The 17,439-nt window shown below is 47.9% G+C and carries 21 protein-coding genes; 1 reads left to right on the top strand and 20 read right to left on the bottom strand.

The annotated features are described in order from the left end of the window. Positions 1 to 50: 50 nt before the first annotated feature. The 11 genes from panD to ABH897_RS06175 all read right to left on the bottom strand — a co-directional run bounded on the left by panD (position 51) and on the right by ABH897_RS06175 (position 9,315). On the bottom strand, positions 51 to 434 hold the full coding sequence (gene panD, locus ABH897_RS06225) for an aspartate 1-decarboxylase (protein ID WP_007430795.1): 384 nt from the start codon (positions 432 to 434) through the stop codon (positions 51 to 53). After that, positions 427 to 1,365 (bottom strand): pantoate--beta-alanine ligase, encoded by a 939-nt coding sequence (panC, locus tag ABH897_RS06220; protein WP_404591368.1) that lies wholly within the window; start codon positions 1,363 to 1,365, stop codon positions 427 to 429. Before panC ends, panD begins: the two co-directional genes overlap by 8 nt. Next, on the bottom strand, positions 1,362 to 2,276 hold the full coding sequence (gene panB, locus ABH897_RS06215; protein WP_283652220.1) for a 3-methyl-2-oxobutanoate hydroxymethyltransferase: 915 nt from the start codon (positions 2,274 to 2,276) through the stop codon (positions 1,362 to 1,364). Before panB ends, panC begins: the two co-directional genes overlap by 4 nt. A gap of 463 nt (positions 2,277 to 2,739) precedes the next feature. Continuing rightward, the gene (locus tag ABH897_RS06210; RefSeq protein ID WP_404580477.1) at positions 2,740 to 3,720 is read right to left on the bottom strand and encodes a biotin--[acetyl-CoA-carboxylase] ligase; all 981 of its coding nucleotides are present in this window, start codon (positions 3,718 to 3,720) and stop codon (positions 2,740 to 2,742) included. Next, positions 3,713 to 5,035 carry a CCA tRNA nucleotidyltransferase gene (locus ABH897_RS06205; RefSeq protein WP_404591366.1) on the bottom strand — a complete coding sequence of 441 codons (1,323 nt, stop codon included), beginning with the start codon at positions 5,033 to 5,035 and terminating at the stop codon, positions 3,713 to 3,715. Before ABH897_RS06205 ends, ABH897_RS06210 begins: the two co-directional genes overlap by 8 nt. Before the next feature lie 70 nt (positions 5,036 to 5,105). After that, entirely contained in the window at positions 5,106 to 6,269 is a 1,164-nt protein-coding gene (gene bshA / locus ABH897_RS06200) for an N-acetyl-alpha-D-glucosaminyl L-malate synthase BshA (protein WP_283652223.1), read from the bottom strand. Between the two features lie 130 nt (positions 6,270 to 6,399). After that, on the bottom strand, positions 6,400 to 7,092 hold the full coding sequence (bshB1, locus tag ABH897_RS06195) for a bacillithiol biosynthesis deacetylase BshB1 (protein WP_283652224.1): 693 nt from the start codon (positions 7,090 to 7,092) through the stop codon (positions 6,400 to 6,402). Continuing rightward, positions 7,089 to 7,526, bottom strand: a complete 438-nt coding sequence (gene mgsA / locus ABH897_RS06190; RefSeq protein ID WP_137063440.1) for a methylglyoxal synthase — start codon at positions 7,524 to 7,526, stop codon at positions 7,089 to 7,091. The genes bshB1 and mgsA overlap by 4 nt, the downstream gene beginning before the upstream one ends. A gap of 58 nt (positions 7,527 to 7,584) precedes the next feature. After that, positions 7,585 to 8,388, bottom strand: a complete 804-nt coding sequence (dapB, locus tag ABH897_RS06185) for a 4-hydroxy-tetrahydrodipicolinate reductase (protein WP_283652225.1) — start codon at positions 8,386 to 8,388, stop codon at positions 7,585 to 7,587. Positions 8,389 to 8,416: 28 nt separating this feature from the next. Beyond that, complete coding sequence (locus tag ABH897_RS06180) at positions 8,417 to 8,935, bottom strand: tetratricopeptide repeat protein (protein ID WP_283652226.1); 519 nt, start codon at positions 8,933 to 8,935, stop codon at positions 8,417 to 8,419. Positions 8,936 to 8,985: 50 nt separating this feature from the next. Beyond that, positions 8,986 to 9,315, bottom strand: a complete 330-nt coding sequence (locus ABH897_RS06175) for a nucleotide pyrophosphohydrolase (RefSeq protein ID WP_044648452.1) — start codon at positions 9,313 to 9,315, stop codon at positions 8,986 to 8,988. 205 nt (positions 9,316 to 9,520) lie between these two features. On the opposite strand from ABH897_RS06175, the gene ABH897_RS06170 reads away from it, so the two are divergent. Continuing rightward, entirely contained in the window at positions 9,521 to 10,390 is an 870-nt protein-coding gene (locus ABH897_RS06170) for a YitT family protein (protein WP_283652227.1), read from the top strand. 76 nt (positions 10,391 to 10,466) lie between these two features. Here the strand turns inward: ABH897_RS06170 and ABH897_RS06165 are convergent, their stop codons facing one another. The 9 genes from ABH897_RS06165 to ABH897_RS06125 all read right to left on the bottom strand — a co-directional run bounded on the left by ABH897_RS06165 (position 10,467) and on the right by ABH897_RS06125 (position 17,100). Beyond that, positions 10,467 to 11,312, bottom strand: coding sequence for a sporulation protein YpjB (locus tag ABH897_RS06165; RefSeq protein ID WP_283652228.1), 846 nt, complete (start codon positions 11,310 to 11,312; stop codon positions 10,467 to 10,469). An 84-nt stretch (positions 11,313 to 11,396) separates the two neighbouring features. After that, positions 11,397 to 12,293 carry a GNAT family N-acetyltransferase gene (locus ABH897_RS06160; protein WP_283652229.1) on the bottom strand — a complete coding sequence of 299 codons (897 nt, stop codon included), beginning with the start codon at positions 12,291 to 12,293 and terminating at the stop codon, positions 11,397 to 11,399. 48 nt (positions 12,294 to 12,341) lie between these two features. After that, complete coding sequence (locus ABH897_RS06155) at positions 12,342 to 13,001, bottom strand: DUF1405 domain-containing protein (RefSeq protein ID WP_283652231.1); 660 nt, start codon at positions 12,999 to 13,001, stop codon at positions 12,342 to 12,344. 172 nt (positions 13,002 to 13,173) lie between these two features. Then, positions 13,174 to 13,353, bottom strand: coding sequence for an IDEAL domain-containing protein (locus tag ABH897_RS06150; RefSeq protein ID WP_025682222.1), 180 nt, complete (start codon positions 13,351 to 13,353; stop codon positions 13,174 to 13,176). Between the two features lie 22 nt (positions 13,354 to 13,375). Further along, positions 13,376 to 13,882 (bottom strand): gamma carbonic anhydrase family protein, encoded by a 507-nt coding sequence (locus ABH897_RS06145; RefSeq protein WP_014282075.1) that lies wholly within the window; start codon positions 13,880 to 13,882, stop codon positions 13,376 to 13,378. A gap of 51 nt (positions 13,883 to 13,933) precedes the next feature. Next, complete coding sequence (locus ABH897_RS06140; protein ID WP_404591364.1) at positions 13,934 to 15,043, bottom strand: hypothetical protein; 1,110 nt, start codon at positions 15,041 to 15,043, stop codon at positions 13,934 to 13,936. Positions 15,044 to 15,208: 165 nt separating this feature from the next. Next, complete coding sequence (locus ABH897_RS06135) at positions 15,209 to 15,811, bottom strand: histidine phosphatase family protein (RefSeq protein WP_283652233.1); 603 nt, start codon at positions 15,809 to 15,811, stop codon at positions 15,209 to 15,211. 69 nt (positions 15,812 to 15,880) lie between these two features. Further along, on the bottom strand, positions 15,881 to 16,507 hold the full coding sequence (locus ABH897_RS06130) for a hypothetical protein (RefSeq protein WP_044648459.1): 627 nt from the start codon (positions 16,505 to 16,507) through the stop codon (positions 15,881 to 15,883). Continuing rightward, on the bottom strand, positions 16,504 to 17,100 hold the full coding sequence (locus ABH897_RS06125) for an RNA polymerase sigma factor (RefSeq protein ID WP_014282079.1): 597 nt from the start codon (positions 17,098 to 17,100) through the stop codon (positions 16,504 to 16,506). The genes ABH897_RS06130 and ABH897_RS06125 overlap by 4 nt, the downstream gene beginning before the upstream one ends. Positions 17,101 to 17,439: the final 339 nt, after the last annotated feature.

The following is a 17,439-nucleotide window of genomic DNA, read 5'->3' as shown; positions in this document are numbered from 1 at the left end:
ACACTCACATTTTTCGCTTAAAGGGCGGGTTTCATCCGCACTCCCATTCATTACATGATCGTGGCGTGTACTTCCTTGTTGGCCGTTTGGGCCGGTTTATTATGTTCATCGACAAATACAACGGTCGGTTTGTATGTTTTGGCCTCTTCATTCGACATAGAAGCGTAGGAAATAATAATGACTGTATCCCCAGGCTGCACCAGACGCGCTGCTGCGCCGTTGAGACAAATTACGCCGCTACCACGCGGTCCGGGAATAACGTAAGTTTCCAGTCGAGCTCCATTGTTATTGTTCACAATTTGAACCTTTTCATTCTCCAGCAGATCAGAGGTCTCCATCAAATCCTCATCAATGGTAATACTACCCACATAGTTAAGGTTGGCTTCAGTAACCGTCGCCCGGTGAATTTTGGATTTCATCATCGTTCTAAACATGGGAAAGCACCTCCGCCTTCTGTATTCTCATATTATCAATCAGTCGGGTTTTCCCAAACTTTACAGCCAGCGCTACAATGATGTCTTCTTCAACATCGCTTAGCCGCTGCTTGGGAGGAAGGGGATCCAGACCGGGAAAGGTTAAGATTTCAATGTAGTCAATGTCTGCCAAAGGTGAAGAAGTAATGGTGGACTCCACCATCTGGTATAACTGAAGGATCGTAAACGTGTTCTGCACAACATCTTCGCTCACTTCACGCACCTGACGCAGTGAATGTGACAGTACCAACGCCTGCTCCCGCTGTTCCGCGCTCAAATACACATTACGCGAGCTGAGGGCCAAACCGTCGGCCTCTCTGACGATGGGGCAAGGAACGATGGTGACATTCATATTGAGGTCGGTCACCATCTGCTGGAGCACCGCTACCTGCTGCGCGTCCTTCATGCCGAAGAAGGCCAGATCAGGACCTACCATATTAAAAAGCTTGGCAACCACGGTGGTCACACCGTCAAAATGCCCTGGACGTGAAGCACCACATAACCGATCCGTTAAAGAGGATACGCGAATTTTCGTACGGGTTGGCTGCGGATACATTTCTGCTACAGTTGGCAAAAATACGATATCCACACCTTCACGCCGCGCCACCTCCAAATCACGCTCTTCATCGCGGGGGTAGCTGTCGAGATCTTCATTAGGCCCGAATTGAATCGGGTTTACAAAAATGCTGAGTACCACCGTATCTGCCATTTCACGCGCTTTGTGCATTAGACTCGCATGGCCTTCATGCAAATACCCCATCGTCGGCACAAAGCCGACTTTATGTTGCTGTGTAGTAGCAGAACCGTATTCCGCTTTTTCTCCGTTTGCACCAAGCTGCCGACGTTCAGCAACTGCCTGTCGAAGCTGAGCCACTTCTCTTACGATAATCATGACCGAGATTCCACCTTTTCCTTAGCCTGTTCCTCTTGTTCCTGCACCTTTGCCTGCTCTTTCTTGTGTCCGTAGAGAGCCTCTACAACGCTGTCGTCGGCGCTGAACACATGCTCTTTAGCCGGGAAGGCTCGTCCCTTCACATCGCTCACATACTGCTCAATGCTGCTACGAATCAAGCCGCCGACATCGGCATAGGTTTTGACAAAACGTTTGTTGTAATAAGGCGAAGCATATTGAATCAGATCGTGATAAACAAGCACCTGACCGTCACATCCGCGTCCTGCACCAATTCCGATGGTCGGAATAGACAGTTCTTTGGAAATAGCCGCTGCCACTTCCTCAGTCACCAGCTCCAGCACGATGCCAAAGGCACCCGCCTGCTCCAGCGCCTTGGCGTCTGCCATCAGCCGCCGTGCGTCCGCTTCGTCCTTGCCTTGAATGCGGTAGCCGCCAAGCTGATTGACCGACTGTGGTGTAAGACCGATATGACCAAGTACAGGTACGCCTGCCTGAACAGTCGCTTTTACGACGTCGGCAATCTCTGCACCGCCCTCCAATTTGACAGCATGCGCGTGTCCTTCCTGCATCAGCCGGCGGATCCCCTGAAGGCTTTCCGATACGCTGCTGTGATATGTCATAAACGGCATATCCGCTACGATAAACGTATGCTCCGCGCCTCTGGCTACCGCTCGGGAATGATATACGATGTCATCCAGTGTTACGGGAATGGTCGAATCATAGCCGAGAACGACGTTGCCCAGCGAGTCGCCCACGAGAATCATGTCAATTCCCGCCTCTTCGGCTATTTTAGCCGAGGGATAATCATAGGCGGTCAGCATACTGAGCGGAATGCCCTCCTGCTTCATTTTTTTCACTTTCACAATATTCAGTGCTTGCTTGCCTGCCATGGTATATGGCTCCCTTCCATCTTTTTTTGGCACAAAAAATAACCTTTTATGAACGCCTGTACAATTGCGTCATCAAAAGGTCCGAACAGCCAAAAAAGACACTCATTTTGAGATCGTCCCTTCTGTCTCGGTCCTGTTCGGCTCAGAGCAGAATCCAACGTAACCTTCAAATGAAGTTATGATGGTCTAACTTGCTTGCAATGGTGGAGCACATGCCCCGGAGTGCAGCTCGGACCGTCCGATGCCGCCTCCTGCACAGTATAACAAAAAACATCCGCTTTTTCACGTGAAGTTTTGCATAGGAGCATTTTGCAACAATCCCAAGAGCGATTTCAAATCAGCAATATATAGATCGAAAACGGTTTAGTTCGTCTATCTATTGTACTTTCGAGCGTTGGGAATCGAATGATGCAAAATGCTGATAGAAATAAAGAACAATTGCAGGTGCTATTCACAGCTAGGGTTACACCTGCAATTGTATATCACCGGAAACGACCTGAATTCGCTCTCCTTGCTCCGTTTCAACCACCAGCGCTCCCGAAGGGTCCAAACCGACGGCTGTACCTTCCACCGCTTTTCCTTGTCCGGTATGCGCCCGCACGAAGCGATTCATCGTCACGGATAGCGCCTCCCACAGCATAGCTACAGGCTGAAAGCCCTGATCCGCATATAACGCACATAGCTGCTCCATCTCTTCCAGCACGGCGGCAATCAGTGCAGTACGATCGATTTCGCGACCAGCCTCTATTTTCAGGGATGTCCCCAACCGTGACAGCTCTTCCGGGTAATCCTCTGTATTTAAATTAACATCAATGCCGATACCTGCAATACAGTAGCGGACCCGTTGATCCTCTGTTGCAGATTCCAGCAGAATACCGCACACTTTGCGACCATGAACAAGCAGATCATTCGGCCACTTGATGCCAGCTTCCACACCCGTCAACCGACGAATGGCTCTGCATACCGCTACGCCTGTAAGCAGCGTTAACTGTGGAGTGAAGGCCAAGGGCTGGCTTGGTCGCAACACAATGCTCATCCAGATGCCTTTGCCCCGAGGTGAAAACCACTTTCGGCCCAAACGTCCCCGGCCCGCCGTCTGTTCCTCCGCCAGAACTACCGTCCCCTGCTGTGCACCCTCTTCTGCCAGACGCATCGCATCCTGCTGGGTAGAGACCGTCGAGTCCAGCACAACTATACGTTGTCCGAACGATTGGGTATTTAGCATATATGCCAGTTTAGAGACTTCCAGTCGATCAGGGCGGGACACAATCCGATAACCCCTACGCGAGGAAGCTTCAATGTTGTAGCCCAGCTCACGCAGCTTGTTGATCTGCTTCCATACGGCTGTACGGCTCACCGAGAGGCGGCGGCTGATTTCCTCCCCGGATACATAATCTGATGTATCTTCCTCCAGTATGCCTAACAGTCTTTCATGATTATTCACTACTCATCACCCGTTTCGCTTCTTGAAGCAATGCTTCTGTTTCATTTGGAATATCTCCACAGGCGGTAGCCAGCAAAAGTCGTTCCATCGTCTGACCCAGCCAAGGACCACCCGGTCGATTCATCACCTGAACCAGTTCATTTCCTGTAATATTTAAATCTTTGATACGAACGACTGCGGTTTGCTTCGTCCACGCCTCTGCCAGTTCAGCCATTCTCGCTACATGCTTTTCTGCCTGTGGCGGTAATTCGCGGAACGAAGAAGGCAGTGTCTTGTAAAGCTCAAGCCAATCTGACGAGGTATCCCGTCCCCATTTAATTAACAGTCGAATCCAACTACGGCGTAGCGCCTCATCATTGATTCCTTCACCTTCCACTGAAGTGGAACTATCTGCTATCCCAACGACACTGTCCGTTAGCTCACGCTCCCATTCTAACAGATGTACCAGCCGCAAACGTACAGCGTTGGAGAAAGTCCATGCTCTTAACAGCTCGTCCGCTCCCTCTGAGGTAAGTCTGCAAGACAGCAGCAGCAAACCCCATCGCAGTTCTTCAGGCAGTTGTACCATCCCGCTGAGCGCCTGTGCTTCACATTGTTCCCAGGGAACGGGAACCTTCGTACGCGCGAGCAAGCCGCTGCGACCCAGCATTTCCAGTCCAAGCAACGGGTCCGGTCCTGCCAGCATCTTTTCCAGCTCAGCCCGCACACGTTCCATCGCAATGTAACGAAGTCCCTCTTTACGACGGATCATGCCTTTCCATGTGTTGTAGGCTATACGGAACCGGAATACGGAGGCAAAACGAATGCAACGCAGCATTCGCAGTCCGTCCTCTTCGAAACGTTCCTCGGCTCGTCCCACACAACGAACAATAGCGGCGCGTAAATCGGCTTCCCCTCCGAACGGATCCACCCTTTTCCCATGCTCATCCATTGCAATCGCGTTCATCGTGAAATCCCGCCGCATCAGATCTTCACGGATATCCTTCACGAAAGCGACTTCTGTCGGACGGCGATGATCGGTATAACCGCTCTCTGTTCGAAAAGTGGTCACCTCGAACGGATGCCCACCCTGCATCACCGTAACCGTCCCATGCTGAATTCCAGTCGGAATGACATGGGGGAACAGTGCTATGACCTGTTCCGGTTCAGCCGATGTGGTCATATCCATATCATGAATAGCGCGTCCTAATAGTTCATCCCGCACACAACCGCCGACCCAGTAAGCCTCGTAGCCAGCTGTGGTTAGTGTATGAATGACTTCCTTTCCATGAATAGCCATTTCCGGGTCAGCATATTGCCAAGTGTTTATTTTCACAGGGTTTCCCCCTTTGCTTATAAAGTTTTCAAATGACTTATCATAAAAAAACGGACGCAAGTCCGCCTTCTTAAACGCTGATCGGTTTAAGATCCGGCACCTCGCGTCCCAACACACGGAAATATATTTCTTCATATTGACGGGTAATCAGCGTATCACAGAATACGGTACGAGCCCGCACCAGACAGGCTTCACGAAAACGCTCTGCCATCGCTTCGTCCGATAACAGCTGCACCGCATATTCCGCCATCCTCTCGGTATTGCCGATTTCAGCAAGATAACCTGTACTTCCGTGAACAACCAGCTCAGGCACTCCTCCTGCCTCGGAACCAATCGTTGGTACTCCACAAGCCATCGCTTCCAGTGCAACCAGTCCAAAGCTTTCTTTTTCCGATGGAAGCAGCAGCACATCCGCCATGGAAATCACTTCAGCAATCTGATCCTGCTTGCCCAAAAAGAAAACCTTATCCTGCAAGCCCAAGCTTTCGATTTTGCAGCGAATTTTTGGAAGGTCGGGTCCTTCCCCAACCAGCAGCAGCTTTGCAGGTACTTTTCGTTGCACTCTTTCAAATATATCCAGCACGTCTCCCACTCTTTTGACCGGACGGAAGTTTGAAATGTGCATCATAATCTTTTCATTAGGCTGGGCAAAATCTCTCCGTAGCGCAGCTGCATCCCGCGGATAATACACTCGTTTATCCACAAAATTGTAGGTCAAATCAATAGGGCGTGTAATCTCCAGCGCATCTATCGTCTCCCGAATCAAATCTTTCGAAACCGCTGTTACCGCGTCACTTTTGTTGATCGCTAGCCGGATTAGATCCTTCAACGATTCATCCTGCGCCAACACCGTAATGTCCGTGCCGTGAAGCGTGGTTACCACTTTGAGATGGTCGCCCACCATTTCTTTGGCCAAATAAGCACATACCGCATGCGGTACGGCATAGTGAACATGAAGTACATCCAAATTTTTCATTTGTGCGACCTGAGCCATTTTGGTCGCCAGCGACAGATCATAAGGCGGATATCTGAATACGTAATAGTCGTTAACCTCAACCTCATGATAAAAAATATTTTTTTGGAATTCCCCGCCTAATCTAAACGGAATACTGTTGGCAATAAAATGGACCTCATGCCCTTTTTCGGCAAGCAGCTTGCCCAGCTCTGTAGCCACTACGCCGGAACCGCCCAACGACGGATAGCAGGTAATTCCGATTTTCAATTTGTCATTCAAGTTAAGCTGCCTCCTTCCGTCCACCGGTGATGACTTTTCAATGTTGGTGCCACACCAATCAGTGCGCATATATAACCGCTACACGAACGGATTCTATTTATTGTTTATGTGTCTGGATTTTTATAATCCCTTATGTGAATAGCTTAACCAGATGAGGCGTTTTGGACGCAAAGCCCTCTGCATACGAAATCAGCTTACGCTGACCCAACAGCGAATCCCGGGCTTTTACACGCTCAACATACCCCTGGTTTAATGGCGTGGATACCGTGTCTTTACCCGTTGCAGCCTGAAATTGGGAAGCATAGCTTAGTAATGCCTGCTCCTTGGCTTCAACATGCTCCGTGATGTCCACAATCAGATCCGTTCTGCCGATATCATTAATGAAATAAAAATATAACTGCTCGACCAGTACCGCAGGCTGTTCCGGATTAAATCGACGTAACTTGGCGTTAAACACCGCTTCTTCTACCAGCTTGCTGCACATGACATGATCCGGGTGTCGATCCTCCCAGTAGGGAGCAAATACGATTTTCGGCGCATGACGCCGAATTTCCGCGGTCACTGCGGCTACATTCTCAGGTGTCACGTACAAACCTCGATCAGGCAGTCCCAGATTCGTCCGCCCAGCAAGGCCCAGCACTTTTGAAGCCTCCTCGGCTTCTGCCATGCGGGTATCTACATCGCCATTGGATGACATTTCCGCACGCGTCAAATCACATACGCCCACCCTTATACCAGCGGCTGTATGCTTGGCAATCGTGCCTCCCATACCAATTTCAGCATCATCAGCATGAGCTCCAAAAATCAATATGTCCAGTGTCATTTTATATCATCCTGCTGATCAATGCCCGGTTTATATTTATGTACCAGCTCACGCCAAGCAAAATCGCCCCGATCCAGCGCCTTGACCAATATTTCAGCAGTCGCAACATTGGTCGCCAAAGGAATACCCTGCACGTCACACAGACGCAGCAGTGCACTAATATCCGGCTCATGCGGCTGTGCCATTAGCGGATCACGCAGGAAGATGATCAGATCCATATCATTTTGCGCGACCATGGCCCCGATTTGCTGGTCCCCTCCGAGCGGTCCTGACATGTAACGGTGAATTTGAAGCTTCGTTTGCTCCATAATGCGCAGACCCGTTGTACCTGTTGAATACAATTGATGTCCTGTAAAAACATGCTCATACGCGGTTATAAAGTTAACCATTTCATCTTTTTTGCGGTCATGCGCTATAAATGCAATCTTGAACATTCGAAATTCCCCCTGCCTCATTCTGTAATCACCGTTCGTCCATTCATTCGCGTTATTCTTAATCAATGTAATGCTCAAATCCATATACAAGTCCAGGTTGCTCCATTACCTTTTGAATACCGATCTTGACTCCGGGCATGTAGCCTGCCCGTTCGTAGGAGTCCTGACGAATTTTGAGGGATTGTCCAAATCCTCCGAAAATAACTTCCTGTTGTGCGAATACACCCGGAAGACGGACACTGTGGATACGGAACCCTTGGTAGTAGCCGCCGCGTGATCCTTCGAGTGTTTCCTCCTCCTCCGGGCTCCCTTGACGCAACTCCTGCCGCTGCTCAGCGATCAGTTCTGCGGTCTTAATTGCCGTTCCCGATGGCGCGTCCAATTTCTGATCGCCGTGATATTCGATAATCTCCAAATGAGGGAAGTATTTAGCAGCTTGAGCCGCAAACCGCATCATCAAAATAACGCCTATTGAAAAGTTAGGCGCAATCAGACCGCCAATTTGCTGTTCCCGACACTGCTTGTCCAGTTCATCAATTTGCTCCGGTGTAAATCCCGTTGTCCCGATAACAGGACGAACGCCATGCTTGATGGCAAGCGCTGTATGTGCGTACGCAAAACGAGGACCTGTAAAATCGACCATGACATCCGGACGACTATCCAGCAAAGCCTGCTCCACATCCTCCATAATAGCGACGCCCGCTTCCGGAAGTCCGACGAGAAGGCCGGCATCACTGCCGGCATGCGTTCTGTTTACTGCAGCTACCAGCCGAAGTTCTTCATCCTGGAGAACCAATTTTATAACCTCACGGCCCATACGACCGGCTGCTCCAACGACAGCCACTTTTATTTGCTCTGGCATTTTACAACTCCTTATGCATCAATTCATGCTAGATCTGTTCATTCATTTGCTGGCATAACTTCTTCATGAGATTGGCAAGCTGTTCATTGTGAGGAAACAACGCAGCCGCCTCACGAGCAGCCTGCACGGCCAGCTTATATTCGTTCATTTCATCATAAACCAATGCAAGTAGCATAAAAGCGTCACCACATAGCGGATCAAGGGCAATCGCCCGTTCAAGCAGCAGGATTGCATCTCTGCGCACCTGTGGCGTAGCTCTGTCGACATCCAGCATTTTTCTGGCTTTCTCCGTCTGCTGTCTGGCCTCCAGCGTATGCAAATGCAACACATATTCATCCTGCTGCGGAGCCAGACGAACTGCATCGCCCGCATAAGCAAGCGCTTGCTCTATCCGCCCACTGCGGGCGTAGGTGACCGAACAGCGGAAATAATGCTCCGCATGATCAGGCTGGGCGGAAATCGCTTTTTCAAACCATTCCACGGCCTGCTCAAAATCGTTCTGTAAAATACACTGATAAGCTTTCTGAACGTATTCCTCCGCCTTCATGACACTGCACCTCCGGGTAACCGGTTTGGTACAGCATATGTACAAAACGCCTAAACGGTGTCCTTTTTGGTCCAGCGATTTGCATCACGTGTGTTAAATTTATGCATGACCTTATCATGAGCATCGGTCAAATTAATACCAAGCGAGTTTGCAAAGCAGACCGTGATGAACAAAATGTCTCCCAATTCCAGCTCAATCGAATTGTCGGCCTCATCCGTTTTTTTCGGTTTCTCGCCAAAGGAATGATTGACTTCTCTGGCCAGCTCCCCGACTTCCTCGGACATCCGGGCCAGCATTGCCAGCGGGCTGAAATATCCTTCTTTGAATTGTGAAATATATTGGTCTACCTCACGTTGAATTTCATCAAGCGATTTTTCCATGAAACACAATCCCCTCTAATGTGCAGGTTTATTCATATGTTATCGTAAAGCACATTTGAAAACAAATATTTTTTAATGTGAATTTACTCACATCATGCAATCGTCAGTATTTTAAAGCTACTGTAAAAAGGTATACTAAACTTAAGGATCTACGATCTATCCATATCAAGTCGTTCATCACCAATTTGCTACTGCGAGGGATTATATGAAAACATCCAAGTCTATTGAACAGCTTAAAATCATTTTACCCATTGTGCTCGGCACTGCTATTTATGCATTCGGCCTGCTTTATTTCATTATACCCAGCAAACTGATGGAAGGCGGCATCACAGGCATCACCCTCCTGCTGAATTATGCTTTCTCGATATCTCCATCCCTCTCCACATTGCTCCTGAACATTCCTCTATTTTTAATTGGATGGAAAATGCTTGGCGGCAAGCAAATTATTTATACCGGAGTCGGTATCGGGGCGCTCACTTTTTTTCTGTGGTTGTTTGAAAAAATGATTCACCTCGGGTGGATGGGCACATTTCAGACTGAGCACGATTTTATACTTTCTTCATTATATGCCGGGGTTACGCTCGGGGCAGGATTGGGCATCGTATTCCGGTTTGGCGGTACCACCGGCGGGTCGGACATTATTGCCCGTATTTTAAACCGGAAGTTTGGCTGGAGTATGGGAAGAATTTTGCTGGTAATTGATATCGTCATTATCGGCGCATCGCTGCTGTACATACCCAAGGAAAAAATCCTGTATACGCTGGTCGCTGTGTTTATCGCGTCCAAGATTATTGATTTTATACAGGAAGGAGCCTATTCAGCCAGAGCCTTCATGATTATCAGTGACCATACGATGGATATTGCGGATATCATTACACAGGATATGGATCGCGGTGTTACTATCATTCCGGCTATAGGGGCATTTTCCAGGCAGACCAAGCATGTTGCATACTGTGTCGTGTCCCGTCAGGAAATACGGCGTTTGCATCAAATTGTGAAGTCGGTTGATCCACGAGCGTTCATCATCATTCAGGATGTGCATGATGTACACGGGGAGGGCTTCAAAGAGGAATAGCCCGGAATTCCGGGCAAGTGGTCAGGCGTATATTCATTGGATCAATGACAGCGAAGTTCGTTGCAGCATTTCAGTCTTAACTGGAGAAACCGGATCGATATTTACGGTAACCCACATAAGCAAGTGTCAGCAGGATCATCAGGCCGATTGCCAGTTCTGCTCGTCGCTCGCTTTCATATGGGATGAATGGAGCCAGCGCGGTAGCGTCTTTTTCACGTCCAAACAAGGCATTAAACGTCGGGTTTCCCTGCTCTAGTGCCCCTCTAATCGCTGAAGCATCCACATTTTGCTGATTTCCCAATCCTTTAACGTAAGAAATCCATGAATCTGCTCGAACAACCTCTGTTGTTTTACCGCTGATCAACGCCGCCGTCCGGATCGTCTCGTAATGATCCTCCAGCACTGTTGCTCCAGCAGCGAAACCTTTCATATTTCCTTTAGCAAACTGGCTATTTAAGCCGCTGATATCTTCTTTTAAAATTTTATAATACTGCTGCCATAAAGGCTGGCGCGGATGTGCAATCGCATCTGCCGCAAGTCGCAAATTGGCAGCGGCCTTCACCCATTCATCCGGCGATGCTTGCACGGATTGTGTAGCTTGCTGTACCTCAAGAATGCTGCCGGATAAAACATGAATGGCCTCCACAGACAGTGCAGCCTGTACCTGACCCGTGCTGAACCATCGGCTTACCTCCGCTACATCGGCGCGTGCTTTTTCAATATTCCCATCCATTACATCCCGGTACAACATCGCAGCCGCACGATCCAGTTCCTCTATTTCCTTTGCATTACTGGTGGACTTGGGCTGATCCCGCGCTTCCGCAATGCCCGGAGGGAAACAAACGGAAATCGACAAGACCATAGATAACACAACTCCCGAAACGACACGCAGCACACCACGAAACGCCTGACTCCAAACCATGGGACATCCCTCCTCACCTTACTGTATGGCAGGGTTACAGGGACTAGAACTTGGCTTTAGCGTGCTGCTATCTGCCAGGGCAGGTTATGCCCGTGACAAAATAGGAAACATCAGTTTATTTTCTGTACATATACTTTCATTATTAGATCTATAAAATAGTGTGGTATCTTCTTGATTCAGAAGAGAAATTTCGCAACCGTCCATCGGCTCTGGCGTAAAGCCGAAAACAATTTTCTTCGTTTCTTTTTCCATGACTACAGATAAAATCAATTCTATAGGAATATCCCCCGTTCCAAAAATATCGTAACAATTCATGATATTTTCTTCAAAATCCATAATGACAATCGTGTCATACAGAGGGATATAGAACACCTTATCTTTAAAAAAAGAGGTGCAATAGAACAAAATCAACCATTCACTGCTTTCCATAGAAAAATATGAATAAGGATTTAAAGAGGAACATTTTCTTTTCAATAGCTGTAAATCTGACGTCGCCTCCATGTTCAATTTTTTAACTGGAGCGTCCATGCTTTTAATTGGTGCTTTCCGGGTACATTGATACTCTTGTGCAGCAGCAAAACCAAATTTAGGATAAAACTCCTTCACATCATCATTCGCAAAAAGATACATTGCATCACAATTCCCATGCCAATCCTGTAGCACACGTCCTATCAAAAAGCGACTCAGCCCTTGATTCCTATAGTTAGGATCTGTCATTACGGTTCCAATTTGAATAAATTTCTTCTGTTCACCTGACAAACTAAAATCCATCAGACTCACAGATACATTAGCCACCACGCAATCCCCATCTAACAGTACATAAGGAATATATTTTTCATCCCAGAATCCTAATTGATGCCAAACTTCAAAATTCAGATCAAAACTTTGTTTTGCTAATTGGTTAAAGCTCTTTCTTATTTTAAGATCATCACGAATTCCCTTTTTTAATCTATATTCTTTTTTATTTATAACGATATCCATCAATAATTCTCCAATTCGTAAAAATTAAATCATAAAATTAATATTAGACTATTCCAATGATTTGGCCTTATTATGTGAGGAAGCCATTCGATCACGCACGTACATGGCAAGCCATGAGGCTGCGATACTGAAAAGGGTCAGCATATAGGTAAAAGTACGCACTTGTGGTACATCATCCGTTAGCGTCCTCGGAAGATACGGATATATGCCGAATGTATAATCGACCGTATCATTTAACAGTGTCCACAAAGCTGCTACGCACAGAGCCGTCCATTTGCAGGTGAAAAAACGAACGAACAGTAAGGATTCGACTGCCATTGCCGTATGAGATGCTACCAGCATCCAATCCTGCCATATCATATGCCCTCCCTGCGCGACACCCAAAAAAATAATAGCTGAGGCCCAAATGCCATATTTTACACTCGTAACCACAGCTAACGCCTCCATCAGCTGGCGAATGACCTTCAAGCCCTTCAGGCGCGGTGGATAAAGCAGGAAAAATACAGAAATCGTAAAAAACAGGCTGGCCGTCGGACTATCAGGCACAAATACAATCTGCCATATCGGGTGATAGCTTAGCGTATATTCTAATTGCCCTCCATACCATATGTACCCATACACGGTTCCGATCAGGTTACACCAGAACAGCAACCATAAAAAAGGCCGGCTCGTCAAGAACGACCGGCTCCATAAATAAGACAACAACACGTCCTCATCCTCCGTTCATACGATAGATGCCCCATACAGGCTCCATCCTACAAAGACTATATCATATAAAGGCGTATCAAAAAAACCTGGCCGCTGCTACGGTCAGGCTTGATGATTATGGTCTTGTATTGCCAATTAGTCTGTTACCCAAGGCCAGATCTCCTGAAACGGCTCAATTGATCGCTTTCAGTTCATCCGTAAGATGACGAAAAGCTACTTCATCTCCGGAGGCCAGCGCCTCATCAATATCCTTGTAGAGCTTTTCACTCCGGTGTTTACGTAATGCCTCGTCCAAAACCATTTCAGCAGACAGGCCCAACATTACTTCATAAGTAACCTTCATTTTATCCATAGGATGCACCTCCAACATGAGTTTAAGAGATCCTATATTCTTTTCCTTTCGCCACATAGCTGAGTGCCGTCCGTGACATCCGCTGCAAATCTGCGTCTGTCAATTCTCGCACCACTTTGGCAGGTGTACCGAGAGAAAGAGTATAGGGTGGTATTTTGGTATTTTCCGTAACGACCGACCCTGCTCCTATTAAAGCATATTCACCAAGCTCAGCTCCGTTGAGTACAATGGCCCCCATACCGATTAAAGTGCCTTTGCCTACCGTACAGCCATGGATAATCGCAGCATGTCCCACCGAAATATCATCCGCAAGCACCAGGGGCTGGTCCGTGTTCACATGTCCCACGACACCGTCCTGGATATTGCAGCGTTCACCGATGATGACAGGCGCCATATCCCCGCGCAGTACGGCATTGAACCAAACTGAGGAATCTTGGCCGATCGTTACCTTTCCGACAATTTTTGCTCCTTCTGCCACATAGACAGATGAATGGAGCTGTGGCATGTTCCCGTTATAGTGAATCAGCATCAACTTCACCCTCTCATTTTGGGTGAATTCTATCAACATGTATGCTGCTTGTCAATGGAGCCGCATACCCGGGTCGTTCCGCCCAATGCGGTACTCCCCTGCCAGCTTCAGCCCCCAGGCGGTCATCTGTACAGATGGCCCCGTCGAATGCTCACCCAGACGAAGCATACCCAAGTGGAGCATCATTCGTATAATTCTCTGATCAAAGACCGAACGGGGCGTATCATAATAAAACGGTCTGATCAGCGGGCCGATATGTACAAAAAGTGACTCCGAGGACGTCCAGGGCCTGGCACATTCTCCTATCCAGTAGACCAGAGAAAGTAGATTGGGAACGGCTCCTTTATACAATCTTAACCAAAACCTGAATAGCTGTATCATCTCATCCTCGATCGCGTGCTCCCTGCGTGCCTCCCCCTTTGCCGTCAGCACAACACGATCCCCCTTCTCCTCAATAAACCTGGAGTGACGGGCATAATCATATAGCAATGCCATTCGGTCGGGATAAAACTTAAAGGAGGAGCCATATCCAAAACGCCAGCCCCCTTTGCCCAAAAGCGGCTCCGCAATATGCAAATGCTCCATCAACTGCTGCTGATTGCGACGATACCATGCCCCCTCCGGGTTAAGCGGAACTTCATGCTGCTCCATGTACTGAAGGAAAAGTCGTAAATCCTCCGCCAAAAGATGTCCCTCATCCCGGTATGACGTTGGCTCACTTACCCGGATCATTCCGTTTTGCAAGTCTTGCACCATGACACGGCGGAAACGCTCCTTCATGTCCAACGGAATTTGATACAAATACCGCGTATTGTGCGTCGAACCGTTGAACAGCCAGCCACTGTTGCGTAAACGGGCCACAATGTCGCGCGGTCGCTCACCGGAATCCCCATCCTCCTCGGCAGATTGTTTAGCAATCGCAATCAATTCCTCCATACTGAAATAAGGCCGGTCATCGAATAGCAGTGCGTTCAAAAACCTTACCTCTGACAACTTCAGCTCCCTGACCTGCATCTCAAAAAAACTGCTGCTGCCGAGCTTTGTCAAAATGCCCTGGATCAGCTCATGTTTGGAATTGGGCTTACAGTCACATTCGTAATACACCGCGATTCTGTTCAAATGCACAATATCCGCAAATGTCAGCATATCCGCCAGATTCATCGTTCCATCGCCTCGTCACTGGACTGTCATCCGGAATTGATTCTTACCTGTTGTACCCACAGCTTTGACGGAATGTTCAGACTCTAAACCTCTTTTTTACAAAGCTATAATTAAAAAATAAAAAGACCACGGCTTCTACGCTGAGTAGAAATTCGTGGTCTTTCGTCAACCTTTTGAGTTACAATCGCTTTTTTCCTGTAAATGTCTGGTGCAATTATACAACAGCGGCGTCCAATCCGTATCCTCACGCTGGAGAACACTCAGTGACAGATTGCCAATTCGTTCCGTAAACTTTTCCTGATACAAAGCCTTATACAAATTAGCCAAAAAACCGCCATGAGAAACGACCAGCAGGTTCTTGTCCCGGTTTTCCGACCAAATGGCCTCCATAAAAGCCAATCCGCGGAGTTGAAGAGCTTCATCGCTCTCCTGTCCCAGATCCAGCAGATGCCAGTCGCTCCCCCACTTCTTCTCACGCTCGACCTGCGTCATGCCCTCGACCTGACCATAAGCACGTTCTCTCAGCCGATCGTCTGGCTCCAGCAAAGGAAGATGAAGAGCAGATGCAATAATCTCTCCCGTCTCCTTGGCTCTCGAAAGGCTGCTTGTAATAAGTCCATCCCAATGATAGGGCTCATCTTTTAAACGTTCTGCCAACAAGCGTGCCTGCTGGCGCCCTTCCTCATTCAACGGAATATCACTGTGGCCCTGGATTTTACCTACCGCATTCCAATCCGTTAATCCATGTCTGATCAAGCCAATAAGCATCGTGTTGTTTCCTCCGCTATTTAGTTATTCAGGCATTGTTATGAATCCGTATTGGACCCAGCTGTGCTGCTAATTTCTAACCCGTCTCGCACGATGAATCCAGCCCAGAGAAAATAAGGCAAGCGCAAGTGCCAACACAGACAGCAACATCCAATATTGCGGGTAAGTAGGAACAATGCTTGCAACCAGCGGGTCCATAATGCCACTATTCACATCTTTAATGTGGTATTGATATTGTGGAGATGTACTTGTAGTTTCTAGCAAGCCTGTCGGTAAAATACCCGTATCCATGACAGGTGCCGCTTGAGGAGGGTTTTCTTGAGAGGAGCTTCCATTCCAGTTCAAAAACAAAAAGCTACACAAAAATACCGCCAAAAATCCGGCGATCCACACGGACATATACTTACGAGATGCCGGGTTCACACGCGCACGCCGATGCTCGCCGGGAACAAGCCACGGTGACTCTTCATAAATCCGATCCATGACCCTGCGATTCATTGCTTCCGCCTGCTCATCTGTTATCTCAAAGGAAATATCGCGAATAGCGGATCCACTTTCTTTTGACAAATTCCACTCATTTTCTTTCGAACCATGCTCCCATCCGGCAGACGAGCTTTTGGCCCGTCTGTGCTCCGAGTCTTGTTTCGATACATTTTTGCCTGTAGCGAACAAATCCTCAGCGTCCCTGGATTTCATTGGCTGCTCATCCCTTCGTTTTCCTCATAGAGAGGCTCAAAAAAATAAGGCTCCAACTGCGTCTTCACACTGGTTCTGGCCCGGAAAAGCAACGATTTCACCGCACTGACCGTCTGCCCCAAAATCGTAGCAATCTCCTGATAGTCCAATTGCTCGTATTCGCGCAAAATCAGCGCAGACCGCTGCTTCTCTGGCAATCTGTTGATCGCTTCACGAACCATCTCTACCTTCTCGCCGCGAAGGACGGCCTGCTCTGGAATCACATCCAATGGAGCAACCGGCACATAACCGCTCTCCTCCAATGGAACCTGACCGCTACGATGCTTGCGAAGCTCGCTCAGCACCGTATTACGTGCAATCGTATATAACCATGTGGAGAACGATGCATCTACCTCGCGAAAAGAGTGAAGGCTCCGGTACGCTTTATAAAACGTCTCCGAGCATAAGTCCTCAGCAATCATTTCCAGGTTCGAACTTTTTAGCATATGATAAACAAAAGCTAAAATTTTACGTTGGTGCCGCCTCATTAATTCTGAATAAACCTCAACATTTCCTTGTTTGATTTCCTGAATCATCTGGGAATCTGTCATCATCCGAGTGAGACCCTCCTCGCCCATACATGTGCTGTTCTCCCATCCGATTCTGTCTATATATACCGAACAGGCCAAAAAAAGTTGCGCACTCTGCGCAAATGGATGAAACAGCATCATGGAACATTTGTTTTTTTCTTACCCTATGTAGTGCCAACAATAACGGTGCTATCCCAACATTTCTCAACATCCACAATGGACTTACCCATTGTACCACAAAATAGTCGTCAGTAAAAAAGTCCAAAATCCCCGTGATTTCCATCACGAGCTACATAACGCTAGCAACCGTTTACGATATGCGGCATTTCCAACCTATTTTAAGTTTTTCAAGATAAAGTCACA

The organism is Paenibacillus sp. RC73 (assembly GCF_044908085.1).
Classification (GTDB): Bacteria; Bacillota; Bacilli; order Paenibacillales; family Paenibacillaceae; genus Paenibacillus; species Paenibacillus terrae_A.
The sequence above is the reverse complement of the archived record's forward strand: the minus strand, read 5'-3'. Positions and strand labels throughout refer to the sequence as shown.